At 65.5% G+C, this 22,262-nt stretch carries 20 protein-coding genes; 11 read left to right on the forward strand and 9 right to left on the reverse strand.

Translation table 11 applies throughout. From position 1 onward, the window contains the following. Positions 1 to 38: 38 nt before the first annotated feature. Complete coding sequence (locus EX88_RS0108130) at positions 39 to 2,009, reverse strand: M23 family metallopeptidase (RefSeq protein ID WP_031371501.1); 1,971 nt, start codon at positions 2,007 to 2,009, stop codon at positions 39 to 41. Between the two features lie 361 nt (positions 2,010 to 2,370). Between EX88_RS0108130 and EX88_RS0108135 the strand changes: the two genes are divergently transcribed. Together EX88_RS0108135 and maiA are read left to right on the forward strand one after the other, a co-directional pair. Continuing rightward, positions 2,371 to 3,357, forward strand: a complete 987-nt coding sequence (locus tag EX88_RS0108135) for a fumarylacetoacetate hydrolase family protein (protein ID WP_031371502.1) — start codon at positions 2,371 to 2,373, stop codon at positions 3,355 to 3,357. Between the two features lie 98 nt (positions 3,358 to 3,455). Next, positions 3,456 to 4,118 carry a maleylacetoacetate isomerase gene (maiA, locus tag EX88_RS0108140; protein WP_031371503.1) on the forward strand — a complete coding sequence of 221 codons (663 nt, stop codon included), beginning with the start codon at positions 3,456 to 3,458 and terminating at the stop codon, positions 4,116 to 4,118. A gap of 93 nt (positions 4,119 to 4,211) precedes the next feature. Here maiA and EX88_RS0108145 read toward each other — a convergent pair whose 3' ends face one another. Continuing rightward, positions 4,212 to 5,330 (reverse strand): PilT/PilU family type 4a pilus ATPase, encoded by a 1,119-nt coding sequence (locus EX88_RS0108145; protein WP_031371504.1) that lies wholly within the window; start codon positions 5,328 to 5,330, stop codon positions 4,212 to 4,214. A 96-nt stretch (positions 5,331 to 5,426) separates the two neighbouring features. Between EX88_RS0108145 and EX88_RS23610 the strand changes: the two genes are divergently transcribed. From EX88_RS23610 to EX88_RS0108190, 8 genes are all read left to right on the forward strand, one after another. Next, a complete protein-coding gene (locus EX88_RS23610; RefSeq protein ID WP_036148343.1) occupies positions 5,427 to 5,804 on the forward strand; it encodes a DUF4398 domain-containing protein in 378 nt (125 codons plus the stop codon). Beyond that, positions 5,801 to 6,430, forward strand: coding sequence for a hypothetical protein (locus EX88_RS0108160; protein ID WP_152566166.1), 630 nt, complete (start codon positions 5,801 to 5,803; stop codon positions 6,428 to 6,430). The genes EX88_RS23610 and EX88_RS0108160 overlap by 4 nt, the downstream gene beginning before the upstream one ends. A 383-nt stretch (positions 6,431 to 6,813) precedes the next feature. Further along, on the forward strand, positions 6,814 to 6,936 hold the full coding sequence (locus EX88_RS27320) for a hypothetical protein (RefSeq protein WP_255610692.1): 123 nt from the start codon (positions 6,814 to 6,816) through the stop codon (positions 6,934 to 6,936). A gap of 38 nt (positions 6,937 to 6,974) precedes the next feature. Next, on the forward strand, positions 6,975 to 7,190 hold the full coding sequence (locus tag EX88_RS0108170; protein ID WP_031371506.1) for a YdcH family protein: 216 nt from the start codon (positions 6,975 to 6,977) through the stop codon (positions 7,188 to 7,190). 357 nt (positions 7,191 to 7,547) lie between these two features. Continuing rightward, complete coding sequence (locus tag EX88_RS0108175; RefSeq protein WP_031371507.1) at positions 7,548 to 8,918, forward strand: pyridoxal-phosphate dependent enzyme; 1,371 nt, start codon at positions 7,548 to 7,550, stop codon at positions 8,916 to 8,918. Positions 8,919 to 9,247: 329 nt separating this feature from the next. Beyond that, positions 9,248 to 10,426: a cystathionine gamma-synthase gene (locus EX88_RS0108180; protein ID WP_031371508.1), complete on the forward strand. Its 1,179-nt coding sequence runs from the start codon at positions 9,248 to 9,250 to the stop codon at positions 10,424 to 10,426. Further along, positions 10,423 to 11,262 (forward strand): ABC transporter permease, encoded by an 840-nt coding sequence (locus EX88_RS0108185; RefSeq protein WP_081930729.1) that lies wholly within the window; start codon positions 10,423 to 10,425, stop codon positions 11,260 to 11,262. The genes EX88_RS0108180 and EX88_RS0108185 overlap by 4 nt, the downstream gene beginning before the upstream one ends. Beyond that, on the forward strand, positions 11,252 to 12,601 hold the full coding sequence (locus EX88_RS0108190; protein WP_031371510.1) for an ABC transporter ATP-binding protein: 1,350 nt from the start codon (positions 11,252 to 11,254) through the stop codon (positions 12,599 to 12,601). The genes EX88_RS0108185 and EX88_RS0108190 overlap by 11 nt, the downstream gene beginning before the upstream one ends. A gap of 52 nt (positions 12,602 to 12,653) precedes the next feature. Here the strand turns inward: EX88_RS0108190 and EX88_RS0108195 are convergent, their stop codons facing one another. From EX88_RS0108195 to EX88_RS0108225, 7 genes are all read right to left on the reverse strand, one after another. After that, positions 12,654 to 14,504: a glycosyltransferase gene (locus EX88_RS0108195; RefSeq protein WP_051884737.1), complete on the reverse strand. Its 1,851-nt coding sequence runs from the start codon at positions 14,502 to 14,504 to the stop codon at positions 12,654 to 12,656. Then, positions 14,504 to 15,442, reverse strand: a complete 939-nt coding sequence (locus EX88_RS0108200; protein WP_051884739.1) for a glycosyltransferase — start codon at positions 15,440 to 15,442, stop codon at positions 14,504 to 14,506. The genes EX88_RS0108195 and EX88_RS0108200 overlap by 1 nt, the downstream gene beginning before the upstream one ends. Continuing rightward, positions 15,439 to 16,590: an NAD-dependent epimerase/dehydratase family protein gene (locus EX88_RS0108205; RefSeq protein ID WP_318025834.1), complete on the reverse strand. Its 1,152-nt coding sequence runs from the start codon at positions 16,588 to 16,590 to the stop codon at positions 15,439 to 15,441. The genes EX88_RS0108200 and EX88_RS0108205 overlap by 4 nt, the downstream gene beginning before the upstream one ends. Beyond that, entirely contained in the window at positions 16,509 to 17,561 is a 1,053-nt protein-coding gene (locus EX88_RS0108210; protein ID WP_081930731.1) for an acyltransferase family protein, read from the reverse strand. The genes EX88_RS0108205 and EX88_RS0108210 overlap by 82 nt, the downstream gene beginning before the upstream one ends. A gap of 180 nt (positions 17,562 to 17,741) precedes the next feature. Continuing rightward, the gene (locus EX88_RS0108215) at positions 17,742 to 18,683 is read right to left on the reverse strand and encodes an electron transfer flavoprotein subunit alpha/FixB family protein (RefSeq protein WP_031371515.1); all 942 of its coding nucleotides are present in this window, start codon (positions 18,681 to 18,683) and stop codon (positions 17,742 to 17,744) included. Further along, positions 18,683 to 19,429 (reverse strand): electron transfer flavoprotein subunit beta/FixA family protein, encoded by a 747-nt coding sequence (locus EX88_RS0108220; protein ID WP_031371516.1) that lies wholly within the window; start codon positions 19,427 to 19,429, stop codon positions 18,683 to 18,685. Before EX88_RS0108220 ends, EX88_RS0108215 begins: the two co-directional genes overlap by 1 nt. 352 nt (positions 19,430 to 19,781) lie before the next feature. After that, positions 19,782 to 20,627, reverse strand: coding sequence for a D-hexose-6-phosphate mutarotase (locus EX88_RS0108225; protein ID WP_051884743.1), 846 nt, complete (start codon positions 20,625 to 20,627; stop codon positions 19,782 to 19,784). A gap of 182 nt (positions 20,628 to 20,809) precedes the next feature. Between EX88_RS0108225 and EX88_RS0108230 the strand changes: the two genes are divergently transcribed. Next, positions 20,810 to 22,222 (forward strand): mannose-1-phosphate guanylyltransferase/mannose-6-phosphate isomerase, encoded by a 1,413-nt coding sequence (locus tag EX88_RS0108230; protein ID WP_031371518.1) that lies wholly within the window; start codon positions 20,810 to 20,812, stop codon positions 22,220 to 22,222. Positions 22,223 to 22,262: the final 40 nt, after the last annotated feature.

The raw sequence follows: 22,262 nt of genomic DNA on the forward strand, positions 1-22,262 counted from the left end.
TTACGCCGGCGATATTTCGCCGATGCGGTCGGGGTCGATCACTCGACCGCTTGCACGTCGACCAGGCGCAGGCCCTTGGTCGCGTACTTCTCGGCCGACTGATACAGCGTCTGATAGCTCTTGACCGCTTCCAGCGCATAGCCGCCGGTGCCGGCGCGGAACACGCCGACATAGTTGCGCACGCCGTCTTCGACGAAGCTGTCGACGTCGATCAGGCGCAGGCCGTTGTCGCTGAGCTCGTCCCACTTGCCGGTGAACGCGGCCCAGCTGTTCGAGCGCCACAGGGCGTGGTTGTCGGTGCCTTCGCGGTACACGCCGATGAACTGGCGCTGGCCGTTGCCGATGTCGAAGCTCTCCATGTCGATCAGGCGCAGGCCCAGGCCCTTGGCGATCTCGCGCTGATTGGCGAAGGCGGCGAAGCCGGTGTGGCTCCAAAGGCCGGCGTTGCCGTTGCCGGCGCGGAACACGCCGACGTAGTGACGCTTACCGCCGCTGAGGTAGGTGGTGAGGTCGAGCAGGCGCTGGCCGTCGTCGGACAGCTCCTTCCACTTGGCGGTGAAGTCGTCCCAGTTGTCGAAGTTGTACAGGGCGCCGGCGCCGCTGCCGCGCTTGTACACGCCGACGAAGTGGCGGTCGCCGTTCTTGACGTAGTTCTCGACCTGTTCGAGGCGGAAACCGTCGGCCGACAACTCCGACCACTTCTGGGTGAACGCGGTCCAGCTAGGACGATTGACCCGCAGCTCGATCTCGCTGCTGGCCTTCCACACGCCGAGGAAGGTCTTGGCGTCGGTCTCGGCGGCATCGAAGGGATAGGCCGTGCTGAAGGGATAGACCAGGCTGTAGGGATGCGGCGCGGAGTGGTTGCTCAGCGGGGTCCAATCGGTCGGGTCCATGCTGTTGGCGCCGGCCATGGCCTTGGCTTCGCCCCAGGTCAGGCTCTGGATCTGGGCGAAGGTCATCGGGCGCGGACGCAGGTCGTTGCCGTCGCAGGGCGTGCTGGTGCTTTCCTGGGTGACGTGGACGTGCACGTGCGGGCCGCTGGATTTGCCGGAGTAACCGACCTTGCCGAGGTACTGGCCTTGCTTGATGGTCGCGCCCGGCACCAGCAGTTCGGCCGGGATCGAGCCGGGTTGCATGTGCGCGTACAAGGCGATCTCGTCGCCGCTCTTGACCTTGAGGAAGTTGCCGCCGGCCGAGTATTGGCCGGTGCTCGGCGCGATCGGCTCGGGTTCGATCTCCTTGCTGACGCGCGGGTAGTTCTTCCATTCCGGCAAATCGTTGAGCGCGCTGCAGACGATGCCGTCGGCCATCGCGTACAGCGGCAGGCCATAGGCGCGCTGGCCTTCGGCTTTGTTCGGGTCGGCGCCCGGACGCTTGGCGTCCCAGGTGGTGCCGGTCCAACCGGTCACGCTGGTGTCGAGGCCGAAGGACTGGCTGTCGCCGGGGTGATTGCTCGAGGTCTGCCAGGCTTCGTTGGCGCGCAGGTCGGTGACCTTGCCCGGGTAGCGCAGCGGGCCGTTGTCGTTGGTGGCGGGCGCGAACGACAGGTTCTTGATGACCGGGTTGCGGTAGCCCTGCACGTAGACCGCGATCTTGACCGTGCTCGGGTAGGGCGCGGTGATCACGATCGGGTAGGACGACGGCACCTTCGGCGCGTCCGGGTCGGGATTGAAGTAGTTGCACTTGCAGTTCTGGAAGGCGTAACTCTTGCCCGGGTCGATCTGCACCGGGGCGAGGAAGTTCGATGCGAGCTGGTCGAGGATCTCGACCTTGGTGATCGACAGCGGCACGGCACCGTCGTTGCGGATGCCCATGCGCAGGGACACGCGGCCTTGCTTGGCGCCGCCGACCTGGGCCGGGCCGATCGCTTCGAACACGACCCGGCCGTCCTTGATCGGATTGACCACGTCGATGGTGAGGGCCTGGGCGTGGACGCCGGCGCTGGCCCCGAACCACAGGGCGAGGGCGGCGGGCAGGGCGCGCAGGACGAGAGCGGATTGCGATTTCATGATGGAACTCCGAAGGCATGATTGAGGAATCACGCGGTCGCAGAGGGACGTGCCCTCAACCCGATCCTTGGATCGTTGACCTGGCTGGGCCTGCCCCGGCGAACCCGGGCGTGACCACGCCGCGCTTAACTCAACAAACCGGCAAAGGGCGGCCGGACCCATCACGGCCGCGAAACTTTTTTTCGGGGTAGGCTGCCGGGGCTCGAAACGGCGCCCGCTGCCCCCGGGGCGCGCCCCTCGCGACAGGCGATCCGGTCGGCCCGAATGGGCCCGGCCGCCGCCGGCCGGTGATTACCGGCGCGCGAGTGGTTACAATTGAAACCATCGCGCTGCGGCGCCCTGCATCGACATCGAGGCCTGGATGAAACTCGGATCCCTGAAGGAAGGCGGCCGCGACGGCACGCTGATCGTCGTCTCGCGCGACCTGACCCGCGCCGTGCGCGCCACCGGCATCGCCGACACCCTGCAGCGCGCGCTGGAGGATTGGTCGAACGCCGCGCCGCGCCTCAACGCCCTGTCGGACGCACTCAACGAGGGCCACGCCGCGGATGCCTTCGAGGTTGATTTCGCCGCCCTGGCCGCACCCTTGCCGCGCGCCTACGAGTTCGTCGACGGCAGCGCTTACCTGCCGCACGTCGAGCGCGTGCGCCGCGCCCGCGGCGCCGAGGTGCCGGAAAGCTTTTACGTGGATCCGCTGATGTACCAGGCGGTCAGCGCCGGTTTCTACGGCCCGCGCGACCCGGTGCGCGTGGTCAGCGAGGACTACGGCATCGACCTGGAAGCCGAGGTCGTGATCGTCACCGACGACGTGCCCATGGCGGCGACGCCCGAGGCGGCGGCCGCGCACATCCAGCTGATCGGCCTGGTCAACGACGTGTCCCTGCGCAATCTGATTCCGAACGAGCTCGCCAAGGGCTTCGGTTTCCTGCAGTCCAAGCCGCGTTCGGCGCTGAGCCCGGTGTTCGTCACCCCCGACGAACTCGGCCCGGCCTGGATCGACAGCAAGGTCCACCGCCCGCTGCTGACCCACATCAACGGCGCATGGTTCGGCGCGCCCGAGGCCGGCATCGACATGCAGTTCAATTTCGCCCAGCTCGTGGCCCACGCCGCCAAGACCCGGCCGCTGTCGGCCGGCACCATCGTCGGCTCCGGCACCGTGGCCAACGAAGACACCAGCCTGGGCGCGTCGTGCTTCGCCGAGAAGCGCACCGTGGAGACCTTGGAGCACGGCAAGCCGTCGACGCCCTTCATGAAGTTCGGCGACACCGTGCGCATCGAGATGCTCGACGCCGAAGGCCGCAGCATCTTCGGCGCGATCGAACAGCGCATGGAACGTCCTTCCGCCTGACGGCAGCGGCGCGTACGACGAGAGGTCGTCTGACGGCACGGCGCAACCGGTAAGGTTTGCGTCCTGCCGATCGGGCAGGGCAAGCGAGGCGCATCCGGGTGAGCGAACAATTACGGTTGTATTCGTACTGGCGTTCCAGCGCCTCGTATCGGGTGCGCATCGGCCTGAACCTCAAGGGCCTGGACTACGAGACCGTGCCAGTCCACCTGGTCCGTGACGGCGGCGAACAGCACGCCGCCGCCTATCGCGAACTCAACCCGCAGGGGCTGGTGCCGGTGCTGCAGCACGGCCAGCGCACCCTGACCCAGTCGATCGCGATCCTGGAATACCTCGACGAGACCTGGCCGCGGCCGAACCTGCTGCCGACGACCGCGCGCGAGCGCCATCGGGTACGCGCGATCGCCCAGACCATCGCCTGCGAAATCCACCCGCTCAACAATCTGCGCGTACTGAAGTACCTCGACGGCACCTGGAACGTGCCGCAGCCCGAGCGCGACGGCTGGGTCAAACACTGGATTTCCGAGGGCTTCGCTGCGTTGGAGACCATGCTGGTCGAGGACGAGGCCACCGGCACCTTCTGCGTCGGCGACCTGCCCGGGCTGGCCGACTGCTGCCTGGTGCCGCAACTCTATAACGCGCGCCGTTTCGGCGTGCCGCTCGAGGATTTCCCGACCCTGCTGCGGATCGAAGCGACCTGCCTGGCCTTGCCCGAGTTCGACGCCGCACGTCCGGAAAACCAGCCGGACTGCCCGCCGGGCTGAGGCCGTCGCGCCGAGCGTTCGCGGCTCCTCGCGGCCCACAAAAAAGCCGGCCGTCTCGCGACGGCCGGCTTTGTCTTGCGTGCTGCGTCCGCGTCAGTGCTGCGCGGCGGTCGCGTCGTACATGTCCGCGTAGGGATCGTGCTCGCCGGTGCCGCCTTCGGACAGGCGGAACTTCAGCGCCAGGCCGTCGCGCGAGTCGGCCGCCTTGAGCGCCTCTTCCATTTCGATCCGGCCCTCTTTGTAGAGGCGGAACAGGCACTGGTCGAACGACTCCATGCCTTCTTCGAGCGACTCTTCCATCGCCTGCTTGATCTCGTGGACCTGGCCGCGGCGCATCAGATCGCGCACGTGCGGGGTGTTGATGAGGATTTCCGCGGCCGGCAGGCGGCGTCCGTCGAGGCCGATCACCAGGCGCTGCGACACAACCGCCTTGAGGTTCAGGGCGAGGTTCATCAACACGTTCTTGTGCGCGGCCTCGGGGAAGAAGTTGAGGATGCGCTCCAGGGTCTGGTCGGCGTTGTTCGAGTGCAGCGTCGCCAGGCACAGGTGACCGGTTTCGGCGAAGGCGATCGCCGCCTCCATGGTCGTGGCGTCGAGGATTTCGCCGATCAGGATCACGTCCGGCGCTTCGCGCATCGCGTTCTTGAGCGCGTTGTGGAAGGCGTGGGTGTCCAGGCCGACCTCGCGCTGGTTCACGATCGACTTCTTGTGCTTGTGCAGATACTCGATCGGATCCTCGATGGTGAGGATGTGCCCGGCGGTATTGCTGTTGCGGTGGTCGATCATCGAGGCCAGCGTGGTCGACTTGCCCGAGCCGGTCGAACCGACGATCAGGACCAGGCCGCGCGGCGCCATGATGATCTGTTTGAGCACCTGCGGCAGCTGCAGCTCTTCGATGCTCGGAATGATGCTGCGGATGGCGCGGATGACCATGCCGACTTCGCCGCGCTGCTTGAAAACGTTGATGCGGAAACGGCCGGCGTCGGGCAGGGCTAGCGCCATGTTCAACTCCAGGTCACGCTCGAACAGCGGTACCTGGCCCTCGTCCATCAACGAATAGGCGATCTTCTTGACCATGCCCGGGGGCAGACCGGTATTGCCGAGCGGGTACAGGCGACCCTCGACCTTGATGTACACCGGCGCGCCAGTCGTCAGGAACATATCCGACGCGTTTTTTTCCGTCATCAGCTTCAGGAAATAGCCGATGTCCATGCATTCACACCCCTTGTTGACGGCGCGCGCCGTTGCAAGCACGCTGCCGGCTTCCGACAATGTCCGTGCGACATCCCTTCCGTACGGCGCTCCCCAATGACCGCAAGCTTCGCACAAATTCGATTGCCGCTGCTGGCCGCAGTTCTCGCTTCCGGGCTGGCCGGCTGCGCCTCCACGCCTCCGCCGACCGGAGAACTGTCCTCCGCGCAGCAGGCGGTCATGCGCGCGGCCGACGCCGACGCCGACCAATATGCGCCGCAGGACCTCAATGCCGCGCGCACCGCGCTGAGCGCGGCCCAGGCCGCGCTGTCGCAGGGCAAGGACGAGGATGCGCGGCGTCTGGCGCTGGCCGCGGCGGCCGAGGCCGACCTGGCCTACGCCCACAGCCGCGAGACCCTGACCCAGGCCGAACTCAACCAGCGCAGGACCGAGATCGCAGAATTGCGCAATCGCCTGCAGGGAGGCGACCGATGAGCGCGCGCTTTCGCGTTATGCGCCTGTCGGCGCTTGCGGCCCTGTCCGTGGCCTGCGGCCTGGCCTTCGCCGCGCCCGCCGACGACCCCGAGGTCGCCCGCTTGGCGCAGCGGGTGACCGCGATCGAGGCCCATCCCGACGCCGCCGCTTACGGCGCCTTCGAGCGCCTGCGTGCGCGCCAGGCGATCGATGCGGTCCGCCAGGCCCGCAGCCGCGACCGCGTTTGGGCCCTGCGCATCGCCGACCGCCGGGTCGAGACCGCCGAGGTCGTGACCCGCACCCAGCTGGCCCAGCGCGAGGTCGACCGCCTCGATCGCGAGCGCAGCGAGCTGCTGGTCGAAGCCAGCCGCCGCGACGCCGACCGCGCCCGCGCCGAAGCCGAACGCCTGCGCGTGCAGGCCCAGATCCAGGCCGAGGAGGCCGAGCGCCTGCGCCAGGCCGCCGACCAGGAAGCCCTGGCGCGCCAGGAGGCCGAAGGCCTGCTTGACAACGTCGCCAACCAGCAGGCTTCCAAGCTGCGCGCCGCGCGCGAGCGCGACGCCGAGCTGGCGCGCAAGGAAGCCGAGCTGCTCGGCCAGTCCTCGACCCCGCCGAAGCCATCCAAGCCCAAGCCGAAGAAGAAGTAAGCCGTCCGGGTTTAGGCCTGGCCCAGCCAGGCCCCGTTCGGCCCAATGCGAGACCGGGTCGGCGGCTTGAAGCTGTGTCCTCGCCGTCGCGCCGCAGGCGCCCGCTGTCGGGCCGCGCCTTGCCGTATCGGGCGGCTGCGCTTCCGACGAACGGCGTGGGCCCGGAGCCCATTTTTGTGAGCGCCCGGGGCGCCGCTGTTCATATTTTCGGGTTTCGCTGTAAATATTCGATAAAACAATGAGTTAATTCTGCGTTTGGCGCTCGTGGCCGCGGCTGTCCCGGCCCTGAAAACGGTTGCAGAGCGCCCTTGCCGGATCCCAGGCACAGGAGTAGGGTCAAATACCCAAGCGGTTCTCCGACCGCTTGGCGAAGAGCCAGGCCGATGACCGATACGCCCTTTCCGCAGGACCCCGCCGCCGCACATCTGCATGCGGCCGGGTTGCGTGAAGTGGACGCCGCACCGCGCCTGATGATCCTCACGGTCCCCCGCAACGCCCTGGTCTGACGGCCGGGGCGTTTGCATTCGTGCTGAAGGAGGCTTTCATGTTCGAAGAACAACCGCAGCCTGAAATCGACGCGCTCATCAAGAGCAATCCGGAATTCAAACAGCTCTACCAGCGCCACAAGGACCTCGACAAAAAGGTCATGGACGCCGAGCTCGGCGTATTGCCGATCGACGACACCACCCTGGGGCAGATGAAGCGCGAGAAGCTGGCTGCAAAGGACCGCTTGATCCAGTTGTACGACCAACAGCATTGATCCAGGCGGCATCGGCGCTACGACGCCGGTGCGGCGCCCGTCGGGAAGGAGTTTCCCGGCGTTGATCGTATGGACCCCGGCCCGCCTGCGGCCGACGGCTCCAGGTTTAGCGCGGGCGGTGGCGGCCATCCTCGTCGGTCGCCACCGCTCGCGGCTACCGAATCTCTCGGTGCCCAATCTCTCAGTGCCGAATCTCTCATGCAGCAGGATCGAGGCGCTTCGCCGGCCGCGAAACGTGGTCTGCGTCGCCGCCTCGCGTCCTCGCGCGATGCGAACGCGCCCGTAGCGCAGCGCAGTCCGCCGAGGCCTCGCTAGAATGGCCGGGTCCGCCGCATGGTCGCGGCCTACAGGATTCGCATGGCCACTCATTCCTCCGTACTCGAACTCATCGGCCAGACCCCGATCGTCAAGGCCCAGCGCCTCGACACCGGCGTCTGCGAGCTGTACTTCAAGCTCGAATCGCAGAACCCCGGCGGTTCGATCAAGGACCGCATCGGCCTGTCGATGATCGAAGCGGCCGAGAAGGCCGGCAAGATCAAGCCCGGCGACACCCTGGTGGAAGGCACCGCCGGCAACACCGGCATCGGCCTGGCCCTGGTCGCCCAGCAGAAGGGCTACAAGCTGCTGCTGGTGGTGCCCGACAAGATGAGCCGCGAAAAGATCTTCAACCTCAAGGCGATGGGCGCGCAGGTCGTGCTGACCCGTTCGGACGTGGCCAAGGGCCACCCGGACTACTATCAGGACCTCGCCGAGCGCATCGCCAGCGAGACCCCGGGCGCCTATTTCATCAACCAGTTCGGCAACCCCGACAACCCGGCCGCGCACGAGTTCGGCACCGGCCCGGAGATCCTCGAACAAATGGGCGGCGACCTCGACGCCATCGTCTTCGGCTGCGGCAGCTCCGGCACCATGACCGGCCTGTCGCGCGCCTTCGCCAAGCTCTCGCCCAAGACCGAACTGGTCCTGGCCGACCCGGTCGGTTCGATCCTCGAGGAATACATCAACCGCGGCACCCTCTCGGACAAGTCGGCCAGTTGGATGGTCGAGGGCATCGGCGAGGACTTCCTGCCGCCGATCTCCGACTTCACCCGGGTCAAGAAGGCCTATGCGATCAGCGACAAGGAAAGCTTCCTGACCGCGCGTTCGCTGCTCGAGAAGGAGGGCATCCTCGGCGGTTCCTCGACCGGCACCCTGCTGGCGGCGGCGCTGAAGTACTGCCAGGAACAGACCGAGCCCAAGAAGGTGCTGGTGTTCGTCTGCGACACCGGCAACAAGTACCTGTCGAAGATGTACAACGACTACTGGATGCTCGACAACGGCTTCATCCAGCGCGAACAGCACGGCGACCTGCGCGATCTGATCCTGCGCCCGTACTCGCAGCGCGACACGGTGGTGGTCGGCCCGGGCGACCTGCTGGTCACCGCCTACCAGCGTATGAAGCTGTACGACGTCTCGCAGCTGCCGGTCATGGACGGCGAGCACATCGTCGGGATAGTCGATGAGAGCGACGTCTTGTTGCACGTGTACGGCGACGAGTCGCGGTTCCGCGACCCGGTCTCGACCGCCATGGTCAGCAAACTCGACAAGATCCCGGTCGGCCAGCCGATCGAATCGCTGCTGCCGGTGTTCGACCGCGGCCATGTCGCCATCGTCGTCGACGGCGAGCGCTTCCTGGGCCTGATCACCCGCATCGACCTGCTCAACTTCCTGCGCCGCCGCGTGCAGTAAGCGCCGCGGGCCTCCGCCGCGCGCCGGGCGGAGGCCACGTCGGCTTCAGGGGTAGGAGCGGCGCGAGCCGCGACCCGTAGCCGCCTGCGAAGCACGAATCCAGGGCGGCCTGCTGCGCTCCTGCCCGGAAGCGTTACCTCCGCCTCCGCGGCCACGCCGACCCGCATTCAGCTTGCGTCCGGCCGTCCAAGCCAAGCCTCCGGACCGCCCTCGGTCATCGGCATACCCCGCCTGCATCCGACCTGAAGTAAGGCGTCGTCACGGCGGCCGCACACGGAGGCAATGTTAGAATTCCCGGTTGCGCCAATGAGCGGAATCGGAAGCATTCAATGAGCCAACAGCAGCCGGAAGACGGGGCCCGCAAGCTCGGCCTGGGTACCCTCGCGATCCACGCCGGTCAGTCGCCCGACCCGAGCACGGGCGCGGTGATGCCGCCGATCTATGCGACCTCGACCTATGCCCAGAGCAGTCCCGGCCAGCACCAGGGCTTCGAGTACTCGCGCAGCCACAACCCGACCCGCTTCGCCTATGAGCGCTGCATCGCCGGCCTCGAAGGCGGCAGCCACGGCTACGCCTTCGCTTCAGGCCTGGCCGCGACCTCGACCATCCTCGAACTGTTCGATGCCGGCAGCCACGTCATCGCGATGGACGATGTGTACGGCGGCACCTACCGTCTGTTCGAACGCGTCCGCCGCCGCTCCGCCGGCCTGGACTTCAGCTGGGTCGACCTCAGCGACCCCGCCGCGTTCGAAGCCGCGATCCGTCCGGAGACCAAGCTGGTCTGGATCGAGACCCCGACCAACCCGCTGCTGAAGCTGGTCGACATCGCCGCCATCGCCGCGATCGCGCGCAAGCGCGGGCTGGTGGTGGTAGTCGACAACACCTTCTCCTCGCCGATCCTGCAGCGCCCGCTCGAACTCGGCGCGCACATCGTCATGCACTCGGCGACCAAGTACCTCAACGGCCACTCCGACATCGTCGGCGGCATCGCCGTGGTCGGCGACGACGCCGACCTCGCCGAGCGCATGACCTTCCTGCAGAACGCGGTCGGCGCAGTGCAGGGGCCGTTCGATAGTTTCCTCGCCTTGCGCGGCCTCAAGACCCTGCACCTGCGCATGAAGGCCCACTGCGAGAACGCGCAGGCGCTGGCCGAATGGCTCGAGACTCACCCGGCGGTCGAGAAGGTGATCTATCCGGGCCTCAAGTCGCACCCGCAGCACGAACTCGCCAAGCGGCAGATGCACGGTTTCGGCGGCATGGTCAGCATTTACGTCAAGGGCGGCCTCGACGGCGCGCGCCGGATGATGGAGCGCTGCGAACTGTTCACCATCGCCGAATCGCTCGGCGGCGTGGAAAGCCTGGTCAACCACCCGGCCGTGATGACCCACGCCTCGATTCCGCCGGACCGCCGCGCCGCGCTGGGCATCACCGACAACCTGGTGCGCCTGAGCGTGGGCGTGGAGGACGTCGAAGACCTGCGCAATGCGCTGGCTGGAGCCTTGCAGTGACGACAAGCGCGCGCCGTGCGACAGGCGGGATCGCCTGGTATGCATTCGGGGCGTTCTTGCTGCTTTTCAGGGAACGCTCCCTGTTCGCGCGTCTCGTTTCGCGCGACGTGGGTTCGCGTTACAAAGGTTCGGTATTCGGCATCCTTTGGTCGCTGCTGAATCCGCTCGCATTGCTGTGCGTTTTCGGTTTCGTCTTCGGGGTCGTCTTTCAAGCGCGATGGGGCGTGGCCGGCGACACCAAAAGTTTTGCCCTGGTGCTGTTTTCCGGCCTGGTGCTGTTCCTGTTTGCGTCGGAGTGCATCAATCGGGCGCCGATGCTCATTCTGCAGAACAGTAATTATGTGAAAAAGGTGGTCTTCCCGCTCGAGTTGTTGCCGCCCGTGGTGGTCGGCGGCGCGGCGGTGAATCTGTGCATCTCGCTAGCCATCTTGCTCGTGGGACAGTTGGTGCTGGAGGGGGCGGTCCCGTTGAGCTGGATCAGCGTGCCCATTATCGTCCTGCCCTTGGCGGTCATGATGGCTGCGTGCGTGTTCTTGCTCTCTTCGCTCGGCGTGTTCTTGCGCGATCTCGGCCAGATAACCGGCCTGGTCACGATCGCCATGATGTATCTGAGCCCTGTGCTGTTTCCGATCGAATCAGTGCCCGAGCGGTACAGAGGCTTGTTGCAGCTCAATCCCCTGACCGTCCCGGTCGCGCAGTTGCGCGCCGCGACTCTCTATGGGCAGTGGCCGGATTGGGCCTGGCTCGGGCTCTACGCCTTGGCGGCTTATGTCCTGTTGGTGTTGAGCTTCGCCTGGTTCTGGCGCAGTAAGAACGGTTTTGCCGATGTCATCTGAAATCGCGATCGATGTAGTGGGGCTGCACAAGAGCTATCTGATTTTCGATAGCCCGGTGCATCGCTTATGGCAGATGCTGTTGCGCGGCAAGAAGCATTTCTTCCGCGAGCATCATGTCCTCAAGGGGATCTCGTTCCAGGTCAGGCGCGGCGAAACCGTCGGTCTGATCGGCCGCAACGGCTCGGGAAAGTCGACGTTGCTGCAGATCATTTGCGGCACGCTCGAGGCCAGCGATGGAGAGCACCGGGTCAACGGCCGGGTCGCGGCGCTGTTGGAGCTCGGCGCGGGTTTCAACCCCGAATATACCGGTGCGGAAAACGTCCGTATGAGCGCGCAGATCCTCGGGTTGAGCAACGACGAGGTGGATGCGCGCTTCGAGAGCATTTTGCGATTCGCCGACATAGGCGATTACGTCGACCAGCCCGTCAAAACCTATTCCAGCGGCATGTTCATGCGTCTGGCGTTCGCCGTCATCGCCCATGTCGACGCGGACGTCCTCATCATCGACGAGGCCTTGGCGGTGGGCGATGCCTACTTCGTGCAGAAATGCATGAGGTTCCTGCACACCTTCAGCTCATCCGGCGGCACGTTGCTGTTCGTAAGCCACGACAGCTCGACGATCACTTCGCTGTGCGATCGGGCTATCTGGCTGCAGGACGGAAAAGTCCGCATGGACGATGCTCCCAAGCAGGTGACCCAGGCGTATCTGGCGGACCTGTATCGGCAAGAGCAGGGCGACGACGAAGTGGCCCAGCAGATCCAGGAGCAAGGCAAGGCCTTGCTGCAGCATTTAGCCGACGACGATTACGCGGACGCCAGGCGCGATCTGGTCCTGAATTCGAATTTGCGCAACGACCTTGAAGTCAGCCGTTTCGACGAGACGGGCGATGTCTTCGGAAAGGGCGGGGCCCGTATCCTGGATACGCGCTTGCTCGACGAGCACGGCGCCCGACTGCAGTGGGCCGTGGGCGGGGAGCCGGTTTCGCTAGTGGTGACGCTGCACTGCTCCGAGGCGATCTCCGGCCTGATCGTCGGCTTCCTGGTGCGCAATCGCCAGGGCTTGTCGCTGTTCGGCGAGAACACGTATCTGTCGTATCTGGACCAGAAGCCCGAGTGCGGCGCGGACGAGACGTGGTTCGCGCGTTTCGATTTCCGTATGCCCATATTGCCGGCAGGCGAATATGCGGTGTCGGTTGCGGTGTCCGATGGCACTCAACGGGACCACGTCGTGCACCATTGGGTTCACGATGCGATCATCATCAGCAGCCATTCTTCGGCCGTGAGCACGGGAATGATCGGTATTCCGATGAAATCGATCGCTCTCGGAAAAATCGGCTGAGCGTCGACCGTATCGCGCACCGGCCCATGCGATGGGCCGGTGCGAGTTGCGATTACTGGCCGAATAAGCGCTTGAGCTTGTTGGCGAAGCGCCAGGATTTGGAAGCCTGCAGCCGCGCTTGGTAATTCTCGAGCTCGGCCGGCCCCATCGCCCAAAGCATGGGCGACACCTGCTTGCGGCCCATCAGCGTGGCCACCGCGCGCACCGGCCACCCGAGTGCCCAGGTGCGGCTGTTCATGGTCGCGTGAATCTGTTCGCGTAATGCGTCCGCGTAACGCTGTTCTTCGAGCAGCGGGTCCGGAAGCGGGCCATGCTGCCCGCGATGGACGCGGTTCCAATCCTGCACCAACTGCCTGATCCGGGTCGCGCTGCCGGGCGCCAGCAATAACGGCATGGCGTCGAACTTGCGCCAGATGGCGTGATGGTTGGACTGCCATTCTTCGGCCGAGTGCAGGGTGTAGGAGGACTCGGCCTGCTTCCAAAGACGATAGATCGAGGTGATCTCGCCGCCGCTGCCCACGTCGCAAACGTTGGCCGTGCGCATCATGAAATCCCAGTCTTCGGTCGTGGTCAGCGACTCGTCGAAAGTGATGCCGAGGTCGTGGAAGGCCGAGTGCGGAAACGCGATTGAAACCGGCGGCGTGTTGTTCTCGACCAAATGCTGGAGGAAATCGAACTCCTTCGGGTAGCGCGAGTCCATGCCGCCCACGGCCCGTACCGACGGGCTGCCGTAGTTCGTGCGTACCGGTTGCCAGGATTGCGCAACGGTTCTGCTGCGGAGCACTCGTCCGGGAGTCCGGTTGGCCAGCTTTCTGAACTCTTCGACCCAGTGCCCCATGACGATGTCGTCGTCGTCGAGGATGGCGATGTACTGGCCCTTGGCTTCGGAGAAGCCGACATTGAGCGGCCGCGTACGAGTGCCGTCGTCCACCTTGACGAGGCGGATGCGGTTTCGGATCGTGGCGTTGGTGTCCTCGATCACGCGCTCGACCGCCGTCACGCTTTCCGGAGGAAGCTTGTGGCCGATGATCAGGACTTCGAAGTCCTGATCGGTCTGCGCGGAGAGGCAAAGGAAGACGTCGCGCAACGTATCCAGCCGCTTGCCCTGGGTGCGCGTGATTACGCTCAGGAAGGGACGCTCGGCGTCGCCGTGGTCGTCGGTGTAGATCACCGCGTCGCGGCCGTGTCCGGGCAGGTACAGGCCGACGAACTGATTGGTGGTCGCGGTGGCGTCGACGCCGTCGCGAACGTGGGACATGACCCGCTGCAGCAACGCTCCGGTCGCCAAGGCCGGATGATAGCTAGGGAAGTACTGGTCGCTTTGGCTGAGTTTGACGTCCTTCGACTCGACCAAGTGCCAGCCCGATGTCTGCATCATCGTCTGCAGGCTGGCCTGGGTGAAGCCGCGAAGATGGGTGTGATCCAACAGGCCGGTCTTGGTGTAGTCCCATCGGCCGAAGGCGAGCTTGAAGCCTACATCGCGATGGGCGACGTTCGGCACCGAAACCGCCAGCGGGGCGCAATGGGCCTCGGATATGCGGCGCAGCATGGCCACTACTTTCTCGGGCTCGGCGACATGCTCCAGCGTGTCGATGATCGACATCGACGCGACGGCTTGGTCGCCGATCACCTGCCGAAGCGTGGCTTCGGCTCGTTCGATGTCGCTCAAGTCGAGCGCATGGGTCTGGAAACCGCGTGCGCCGAGTTGGGCCAATGCCTGGGTGTCGATGTCCAGGCCGATGTACTTGCGGCCAAGGTCGTCGCGTACATGCTCGGCGATCGGTCCCAGGCTGCAACCGATGTCGAGGTGCAGGCCTTCGCGGCTGTCGCCATGACCGGTCAGCAGGCTGATGACATGCCCGTAGACGTTATCGTGGAAATAGGGGTTGTCGTAGGTATTCATCAGAGGCTGAACCGGTGTTCGGTGTAGTGGTCGCCGCGGAACACCGAGACGGATCGCTGCTTGTCGATGGGGGTGGGCAGACGGCCTTCCGTTCGCCGGGTCTCGAAACTGTCCGCGGCGCGCTTGAGGTGCGCCAACGGGGACTTTCCGAAGCCCTCCAGCAATCGGGCGACTATTTCCGGGCGCGAGTATTTATGCGCCATCATCAGCGCCGCTTCGGCGGAGTAGTACTGCTCGGACGAAGTCGGTTGCCACTGGCCGTTATCGCCGAGGCGCTTGTCGTGGAACACCGCGGCCGAGGGCTGGTAGATGATGCTGTAGCCGGCCAGACGGGCACGCCACGAGAAATCGACGTCGTCGCAGTACAGGAAGAAGGACTCGGCATCGAAACCGTCGAGCTCGCGCAGTACCGGCAGAGGAATCAGCGCGCAGGCGGTCGTTGCCCAGCCGGTTTCGCCACTGCTCGCGTTGTACTCCTTGGGATGCTCCACCGGCAGTTGGCGGGCTTCGACCAATCCGACCTTGGCGTTCTGCAACGGCCTGGCGAGCTCTATCAGCGCATCGGGCGCGAGCATCACGTCGGGGTTCATGATCAGCACGACGTCGACCTGGCCGCCCTTTTCGATTGCCTCGACGGCGTGGGCGATCAAGGTGTTGTGACCGCGCGCCGAGCCCATGTTGCGGCCGAAATTCACGTTCTCGACGCTGCGCAGGGCCTCGGACGAGGCTGCGATCGACGCGATCGCGGCCTCATCGAGCACCGGCGCGGGCGAACTGTCGCCGTAGACCAGCGACACCGAGCTCATAGCGCCAGCGGCAATCGCAAGATCCGCGGCGCGATTGAGGTGGGCCACGGTCTGGACGATGCGTTCGGGCTCGTTGCCGTAGAGCACCGAGTGCACGCGCACGTGGCCAATGTTATGGATCTTGGCGGTCATAGCTGCTCCAACTCTCCCTCGCGCTGATCGATCCAGGCGCACAGGCGGCGTACGCCCGTAGCGGCATCGACCTTCGGCGACCAGCCCAGCGTGCCCAGGGACGCGTCGATGTTGCAGGCCGCATGGCGAACGTCGCCGTTGCGGTATTGAGCAGTGATATGCGGCGGCGGCGCGTCGTAGATCTCGGCGATGATACCGGCCAGCTGTTCGATCGAGAGCGACTCGCCGGTGCCGATATCGGCCAGGATTCCGCTCTTGTCGGAGGTGGCGGCCGCTACGATCGCGTCCGCGACGTCGTCGATGAAGACGAAATCGCGCAGCATCTTGCCGTCCTCGTAAAGCGGAATGCTCTTGCCGGCCTTGGCCAGCCGGGCGAACAGCGAGACGATACCGGTATAGGGGTTGGTCAAGGACTGGCCGGGTCCGTAGACGTTCTGCAGGCGCAGGACGTTGAGGGAGGTGCCGAATGCGAGGCACCACGCCGAGAGGATGTGTTCCTGGGCGAGCTTGGTGGCTCCATAGACGCTGGTCGGATCGGGGCGGGTAGCCGCGCAGCGGAACGGCTGGCTCCGCAGTCCCTGGAAATCCCACTGTCCTTGTTCGAGCATCTGGGCCGAGCGTTGGCCGGGATAGTGCGAGTTTCCGCTGGCGTCGAGCCATTCGCCTTCGCCGTATATGGCGCGGCTGCTCGACAGCACCATGCGTGCGGGTTTGATTTCGTTGGCCGCGAGCGCGTCGAGCATTCTCGTGGTGCCAACGACGTTGACCTGCGCATGGCGAGTGGCTTCGGTCAGGGATTGTCCCGTACCGGTTTCAGCGGCCAAGTGGACGATCGTGGTCGGACGGTGCTTGGACAGCACGTCGCTCCACGTCGCGGTTTCGGTCACATCGGCGACGATGAGCTCGACCTGAGGATGAAGCGCGGCCGGCCTCGTTCCGCTCTTATGGATCTGCGGATGCAGGTTGTCGACAGCGACGACCCGATCGAACGATTTCACGAGGGCTTCGGATATGGCACAGCCGATGAATCCGGCGCCGCCTGTGACGAGACAAATTTGGGTCATGCTTACTCCGAAGTTCTGGGAACGAGTGCCGCTACGGGTTTCTTGTTTTTCAGCGCGAGCATCGGCTTCTCGATGTAGTGCCACGACAGCGCCGCGCAGGCCAGGGCGATGGGCAAGCTGACGAGCGCATTCTCGAGCGCGCTAAGCTTGTTGCCGGCCAGATGGTTGACGATTTGCTGGACCAGGAAGCCGTACAGGTATAAACCGTAGGAAAAATCGCCGTAGCGGCCGGCTTTGGAAAGTACCGGGTGAGCTGCAAGGCTGAGTGAAAGCACGGATATCGGTAGTACCGCGTACAGGACGATCTCGCCGGCCCAGGCCGAGCTGGGTGGAACCAAGGCGACCACGCCGATCAGGAACAGGGCCAGACTGGGCTCGAGGTATTTCTCGAGTTTGGCCTGGGCGATGAAGGCGCCGATCATGAAGTAGGGGGCCACATCGAGCGCGCTGATCAGGTCGCTACCGTAGAAGACCGGATGCGCCGCGGGCGGGGCCAAACGCACGTAATAGATGCTGGCGGCGCAAAGAGCGAGCGCGAACCCGCCGAGGAGCCATTTCAGGCGCAGGCGGGCGCCGATGACGCAGACCAGCGGCAGGGTGAGATACATCGCGAATTCGACCGGCAGGCTCCACAGCGAGCCGTTCACCGCAACCGGATACGCGTTGTCCGCGAATACGCCGGGTAGGTCGTAGACCGGATACAGGAAAATGTTCTTGAGGTAGTGCAGCATCCGGCCGTTGGCGGCGTACTCGGCCAGCGGCAGCGCAGTCAGCGCCGGGCCGACGACGAAGGCGCTGAACAGGATGATCGCGATCAGCGCCGGGAAGATGCGCAGCGAGCGCTTGCGCATGTAGCGCGTCAGCACCGGCTCCAGGGTCCAACTGGTGAAGATCAGATAGCCGCTGATGACGAAGAAGATCTTCACCGCCAGCGCCTGCACCGAATTGCCGAGCAGCGCCGGGCTGGGCGTATTGGTCAGGGGATGCGCATGTCCGAAAATGACGGCCGCAGCGGCCAACAATCGCACTGCATCAAAATTGTTGACTCGCCCCATGCTTGCGTCTCGGATGCCGTTTGGATGTGAGGCGAACCCATCGAGCGTCGATTTCTCGATGGGGGCCGTTAGAGACACCGCACTGTGAAACAAGAATGCGGGAAAACTCTCACTGCGGAAAATTTGCCGTGAAGGCCGGGTGAAATGCCCGGCCAAAGCACACTGGCATGCGCAGTGAACTCAGTTCAGTTCGGCGGATAGTTGCGGAAGAAGTGTGAACAAATCCCCTACGAGGCCGATGTCGGCGATCTCGAAGATCGGCGCTTCGCCGTCCTTGTTGATCGCGACGATGGTGCCGGCGTCCTTGATGCCGGTCAGGTGCTGGATCGCGCCGCTGATGCCGACGGCGACGTAGAGCTCCGGCGAGATGATCTTGCCGGTCTGGCCGACCTGCATCTCGTTGGGCACGTAGCCGGCGTCGACCGCGGCGCGCGAAGCGCCCACGGCGGCGCCGAGCTTGTCGGCGAAGTCGTAGATGATCTTGAAGTTGTCCGCCGAACCCACGCCGCGGCCGCCGGAGACGACGCGCTTGGCGCTCTGCAGGTCGGGACGGTCGGACTTGCCGGCGGCCAGGCCGACGTAGCGGGTGTGGCTCGGCAGGCTCGCCTCGACCGAGGCGGCTTCGACCGCGGCGCTGCCGCCCTTCGCCGCTTCCGGCCAGGACGCGGTACGCACGGTGGCAACCACGGTGTGGTCGGCGGGCGCTTCGACGGTGACGATGGCGTTGCCGGCGTAGATCGGACGCTTGAAGGTGTGGCTGCCTTCGACGGCCATGACGTCGGAGACCTGGGCGACGCCGAGCAGGGCGGCGACGCAGGGCATGAGGTCCTTGCCGAAGGTGGTGCTGGGGCCGAACACGTGGCTGTAGCCCTTGGCCAACGCGGCGACCTGCGGCGCGAGCACCTGCGCGATCGCGTTGGCGTTGGCGGCGTTGGCGATGGTCAGCACCTTGGCGACGCCGGCGATCTGCGCGGCTTCGGCGGCGACCGCGGCCGGGTCGGCGGCGAGCACGACGATGTCGATGGAGTCCGGCTTCAGCGCCTGCGCGGCCGACACGCACTTGGCGGTCGACGCGTTGAGCTTGCCGTTGAGATGTTCGGCGACGATCAGAACTTTGCTCATTACAGCAGCCCCTTAGCCTTGAGTGCGGCGACCAGTTCGGCCGCGTCCTTGACCATCACGCCCTTGCTGCGCTTCGGCGGCGGTGCGTAATGGGTGGTCTTAAGCGTGTCGCCGGTGTCGACGCCGAGATCGGCGAAGGCGATGGTCTCCAGCGGCTTGCTCTTGGCCTTCATGATGTCGGGCAACTTGATGAAGCGCGGCTCGTTGAGGCGCAGGTCGGTGGTGACCACCGCCGGCAGGTCGATTTCCAGCGTTTCCAGGCCGGCGTCGACTTCGCGCGTCACCGTGGCCTTGCCGCCTTCGACTTCGAGCTTGGAGGCGAAGGTCGCCTGCGGGCGGCCCCACAGCGTGGCCAGCATCTGGCCGGTCTGGTTGGCGTCGTCGTCGATGGCCTGCTTGCCGAGGATGACGATGTCCGGCTGTTCCTTCTCGATCAGCTTGAGCAGGGCGCGCGCGGCGGTCAGCGGCTGGATCGGCTGGTCCGAGACCACGTGCACGGCGCGATTGGCGCCCATGGCCAGGCCGTTGCGCAGGTGCGCCTGGGCGTCGGCCGGGGCGATCGTCGCGACCACGACCTCGGTGGCGATGCCCTTGTCGCGCAGGCGCAGGGCTTCTTCCAGGGCGATTTCGTCGAAGGGATTGGCCGACAGCTTGACGCCGTCGGTGACCACGCCGGAGCCATCCGGCTTGACCTGAATGCGGACGTTGTAGTCCACCACGCGCTTGTAGCCGACGAGGATCTTCATCGTGCGGGGATTCCTTGTGGGGTGCTGAGCCAGGAGCGGCCGAGAGCCCCCAATTCTAGCTGAGACGGCCCACGTACGCAGGTCGGGGCCAGCTCGGCCTGGCATCTGAACCCTCCACGACCTGCAGCGCCAGCGCCATCCCGTATGGTGGGATTTGCGACGTATCCGGCTGGACGCCGGGCTTTAGGGGCTTGCAGCCGTAAGGTTCGATCAGGCGCCATCGCGACGGGTGCCGATCTGAGGGCGTTGCAGGTATGAATGTGCCGCGGCACTGCAGTGCCAACCGCGACCTGGGGGCTATCGCCGAAGCTGAGTTCGAGGCGCGCCTTAGGGGGAATTCGCTGCTTTCCGGCTACGTCACCGGATCTTCGACGGTCAGAATCTGGGCGCCGCTCCAACTGGCGCCCGGGTCCAGGTGGACGGGTTTGAGTACCTGCGCCGCTTCGATGCAGACGAAGCGGCCGTACTCGCCGGCACCCAGGTCGCCCATGCCGGCGGCCAGTTCTGCCCCGGGATTCCATATCACCGTGTCGGCGAAGCCTTCGGCTTCTATGCGCAACAGATCCACGCCATCGGTGACGCGCACGGTGCCGACGGTGCCGGCGTAGATACGGTCGACTTCGCCTTCGAAGCGTACCGGCGCGTCGGCGGCCGGCTGAGGCTCGTTGCCGCGCACGCAATCCAGGAACGGCGACCGTTCGAGTCCGTGCACGAGCGTTCCGGCTACATCGGCCACACGCAGGTAGGTATGCAGCGCGGCGGTGAATTGGAAGGCGGTGCTGTCCGAATTGTGCACATTCAGGGCGATTCGCAGCCGGTTCTCGCCCGGTTCCAGCGACAACACGGCTTCAAAGCGATGCGGCCAGCGAATTCGGGTCTGTTCGCTGTCGCTCAGGCGAAACGCCAGTCGCGGCAGTTTCGAGCCGGTGGTATCCAGCACTTGCCAGTCCAACGTTCGCACGAAGCCGTGGCGCGGTCCATCGCCGCGTTCGCCGAATTGCGGAAAGATCACCGGGACGCCGCCGCGGATCGCCTTGCCGGCACCGAAGCTCGCGCGCGGGCTCAGGTAGAGGCGTTCCTGTCCACGGCAGTGCCAGGACAGGGCATGGGCACCGAACGCGGTGGCCTGGATTTCGCCTCCTCCCGGCGCCTGGAGGCGAAGGGCGTTGGGGGCGGTGCCGTTCGAGTCGGAAGCCACGAGCCTGTCCTTGGTTGGGTTGGGGCCCGTCGTCGGCGCGCCGACGGCGTGTCCCGCATGCCGTTTGGGAGGATTCTAAAGCCGTGGCCCGGCGTGCCGACTGGCCATGCAGTCACGATACATGAAGCCCCCAACTGCCCGGCCGGGCTATTCTTGCCCATCCCCAGTCTTTCGGAGCCGGGATGCTGCATCCTGTCGTATTGAGCGGCGGCAGTGGTTCGCGCCTGTGGCCATTGTCGCGCGAGAACCAGCCTAAGCAATTCCTGTCGCTGATCGGCGATCGTTCGCTGTTCCAGGAAACGGTGCTGCGCGCTTGCGCCCTGCCGCAAGCGGGTCTGCCGGTGACCGTCTGCGCCGAGGGGCATCGCTTCATGGTCGGCGAGCAATTGCAGGGGATCGGTGTGGGCAGCGGCGGCATCCTGCTCGAACCCAGCGCCCGCAACACCGCGCCGGCGATCGCGTTGGCCGCCTTGCATTTGCTCGCCCAGTACCCCGACGCAGTGATGCTGGTGCTGCCAGCCGATCACCTGATCGAGGACGAATCGGCCTTCCGGGCCGCGGTGGAGCGTGCGGCCGTGCTGGCCGAGCAGGGCTGGCTGGTCACCTTCGGTATCCAGCCGGACTATCCGGAAACCGGCTACGGCTACATCGCCCGCGGCGAGGCCCTCGGCGAGGACGGCTACCGAGTCGCCCGCTTCGTCGAGAAGCCGGCCCTGGCGACGGCGCAAACTTATCTGGCCGAGGGCACGTATTCGTGGAACTCGGGCATGTTCCTGTTTAAGGCCGAGCGCTATCTCCAGGAACTCGCGCGTTATGCGCCGCAGATCCATGCCGCCGCGACCGCGGCTCATGCGGCGGCGCAAAGCGATCTGGATTTCATCCGCGTCGGCAAGGACGAGTTCGCCGCCAGCCCCAGCGATTCGATCGACTACGCGGTCATGGAGAAGACCGATCGCGCCGCGGTGGTGCCGGTCAGTTGCGGCTGGAGCGACATCGGTTCCTGGTCGTCGTTGTGGTCGGTGGCCGAGCGCGACGAAGACGGCAACCGTTACGAAGGCGACGTGATCTCCCTGGATACGCGCGACAGCCTGGTGCGTGCCTCGGAACGGCGCCTGATCGCCACGATCGGGGTCGAGGACCTGGTCATCGTGGATACGCCCGACGCGACCCTGGTCGCGCGCAAGGACCGGGTTCAGGACGTCAAGACCATCGTCGATCGCCTTAAAAAGGCCGGGCGCCAGGAGCATCTGTTTCATCGCAAGGTCTACCGGCCTTGGGGTTATTACGATTCGATCGATGTGGGGCCGCGTTTCCAGGTCAAGCGCATCGTGGTCAAGCCGGGCGCGGCCCTGAGCCTGCAGAAGCACCGCAAGCGTGCCGAGCACTGGATCGTGGTGTCCGGCGTGGCCGAAGTGACCTGCGACGACAAGGTATTCGACTTGCACGAGAACCAGAGCACCTACATCCCGCTGGGTAGCGTCCATCGCCTGCGCAACAACGGCACCGAGCCGGTCGAGTTGATCGAGGTGCAGTCGGGCGCGTATCTGGGCGAAGACGACATCGTCCGTCTCGAGGACGTGTACGGGCGTTCGTAAGCGGTCCGTCGCGTCCGCGCACGAAAAACCGGCCGCGAGG

The organism is Lysobacter antibioticus (genome assembly GCF_000731095.1).
Classification (GTDB): domain Bacteria; phylum Pseudomonadota; class Gammaproteobacteria; order Xanthomonadales; family Xanthomonadaceae; genus Lysobacter; species Lysobacter antibioticus_B.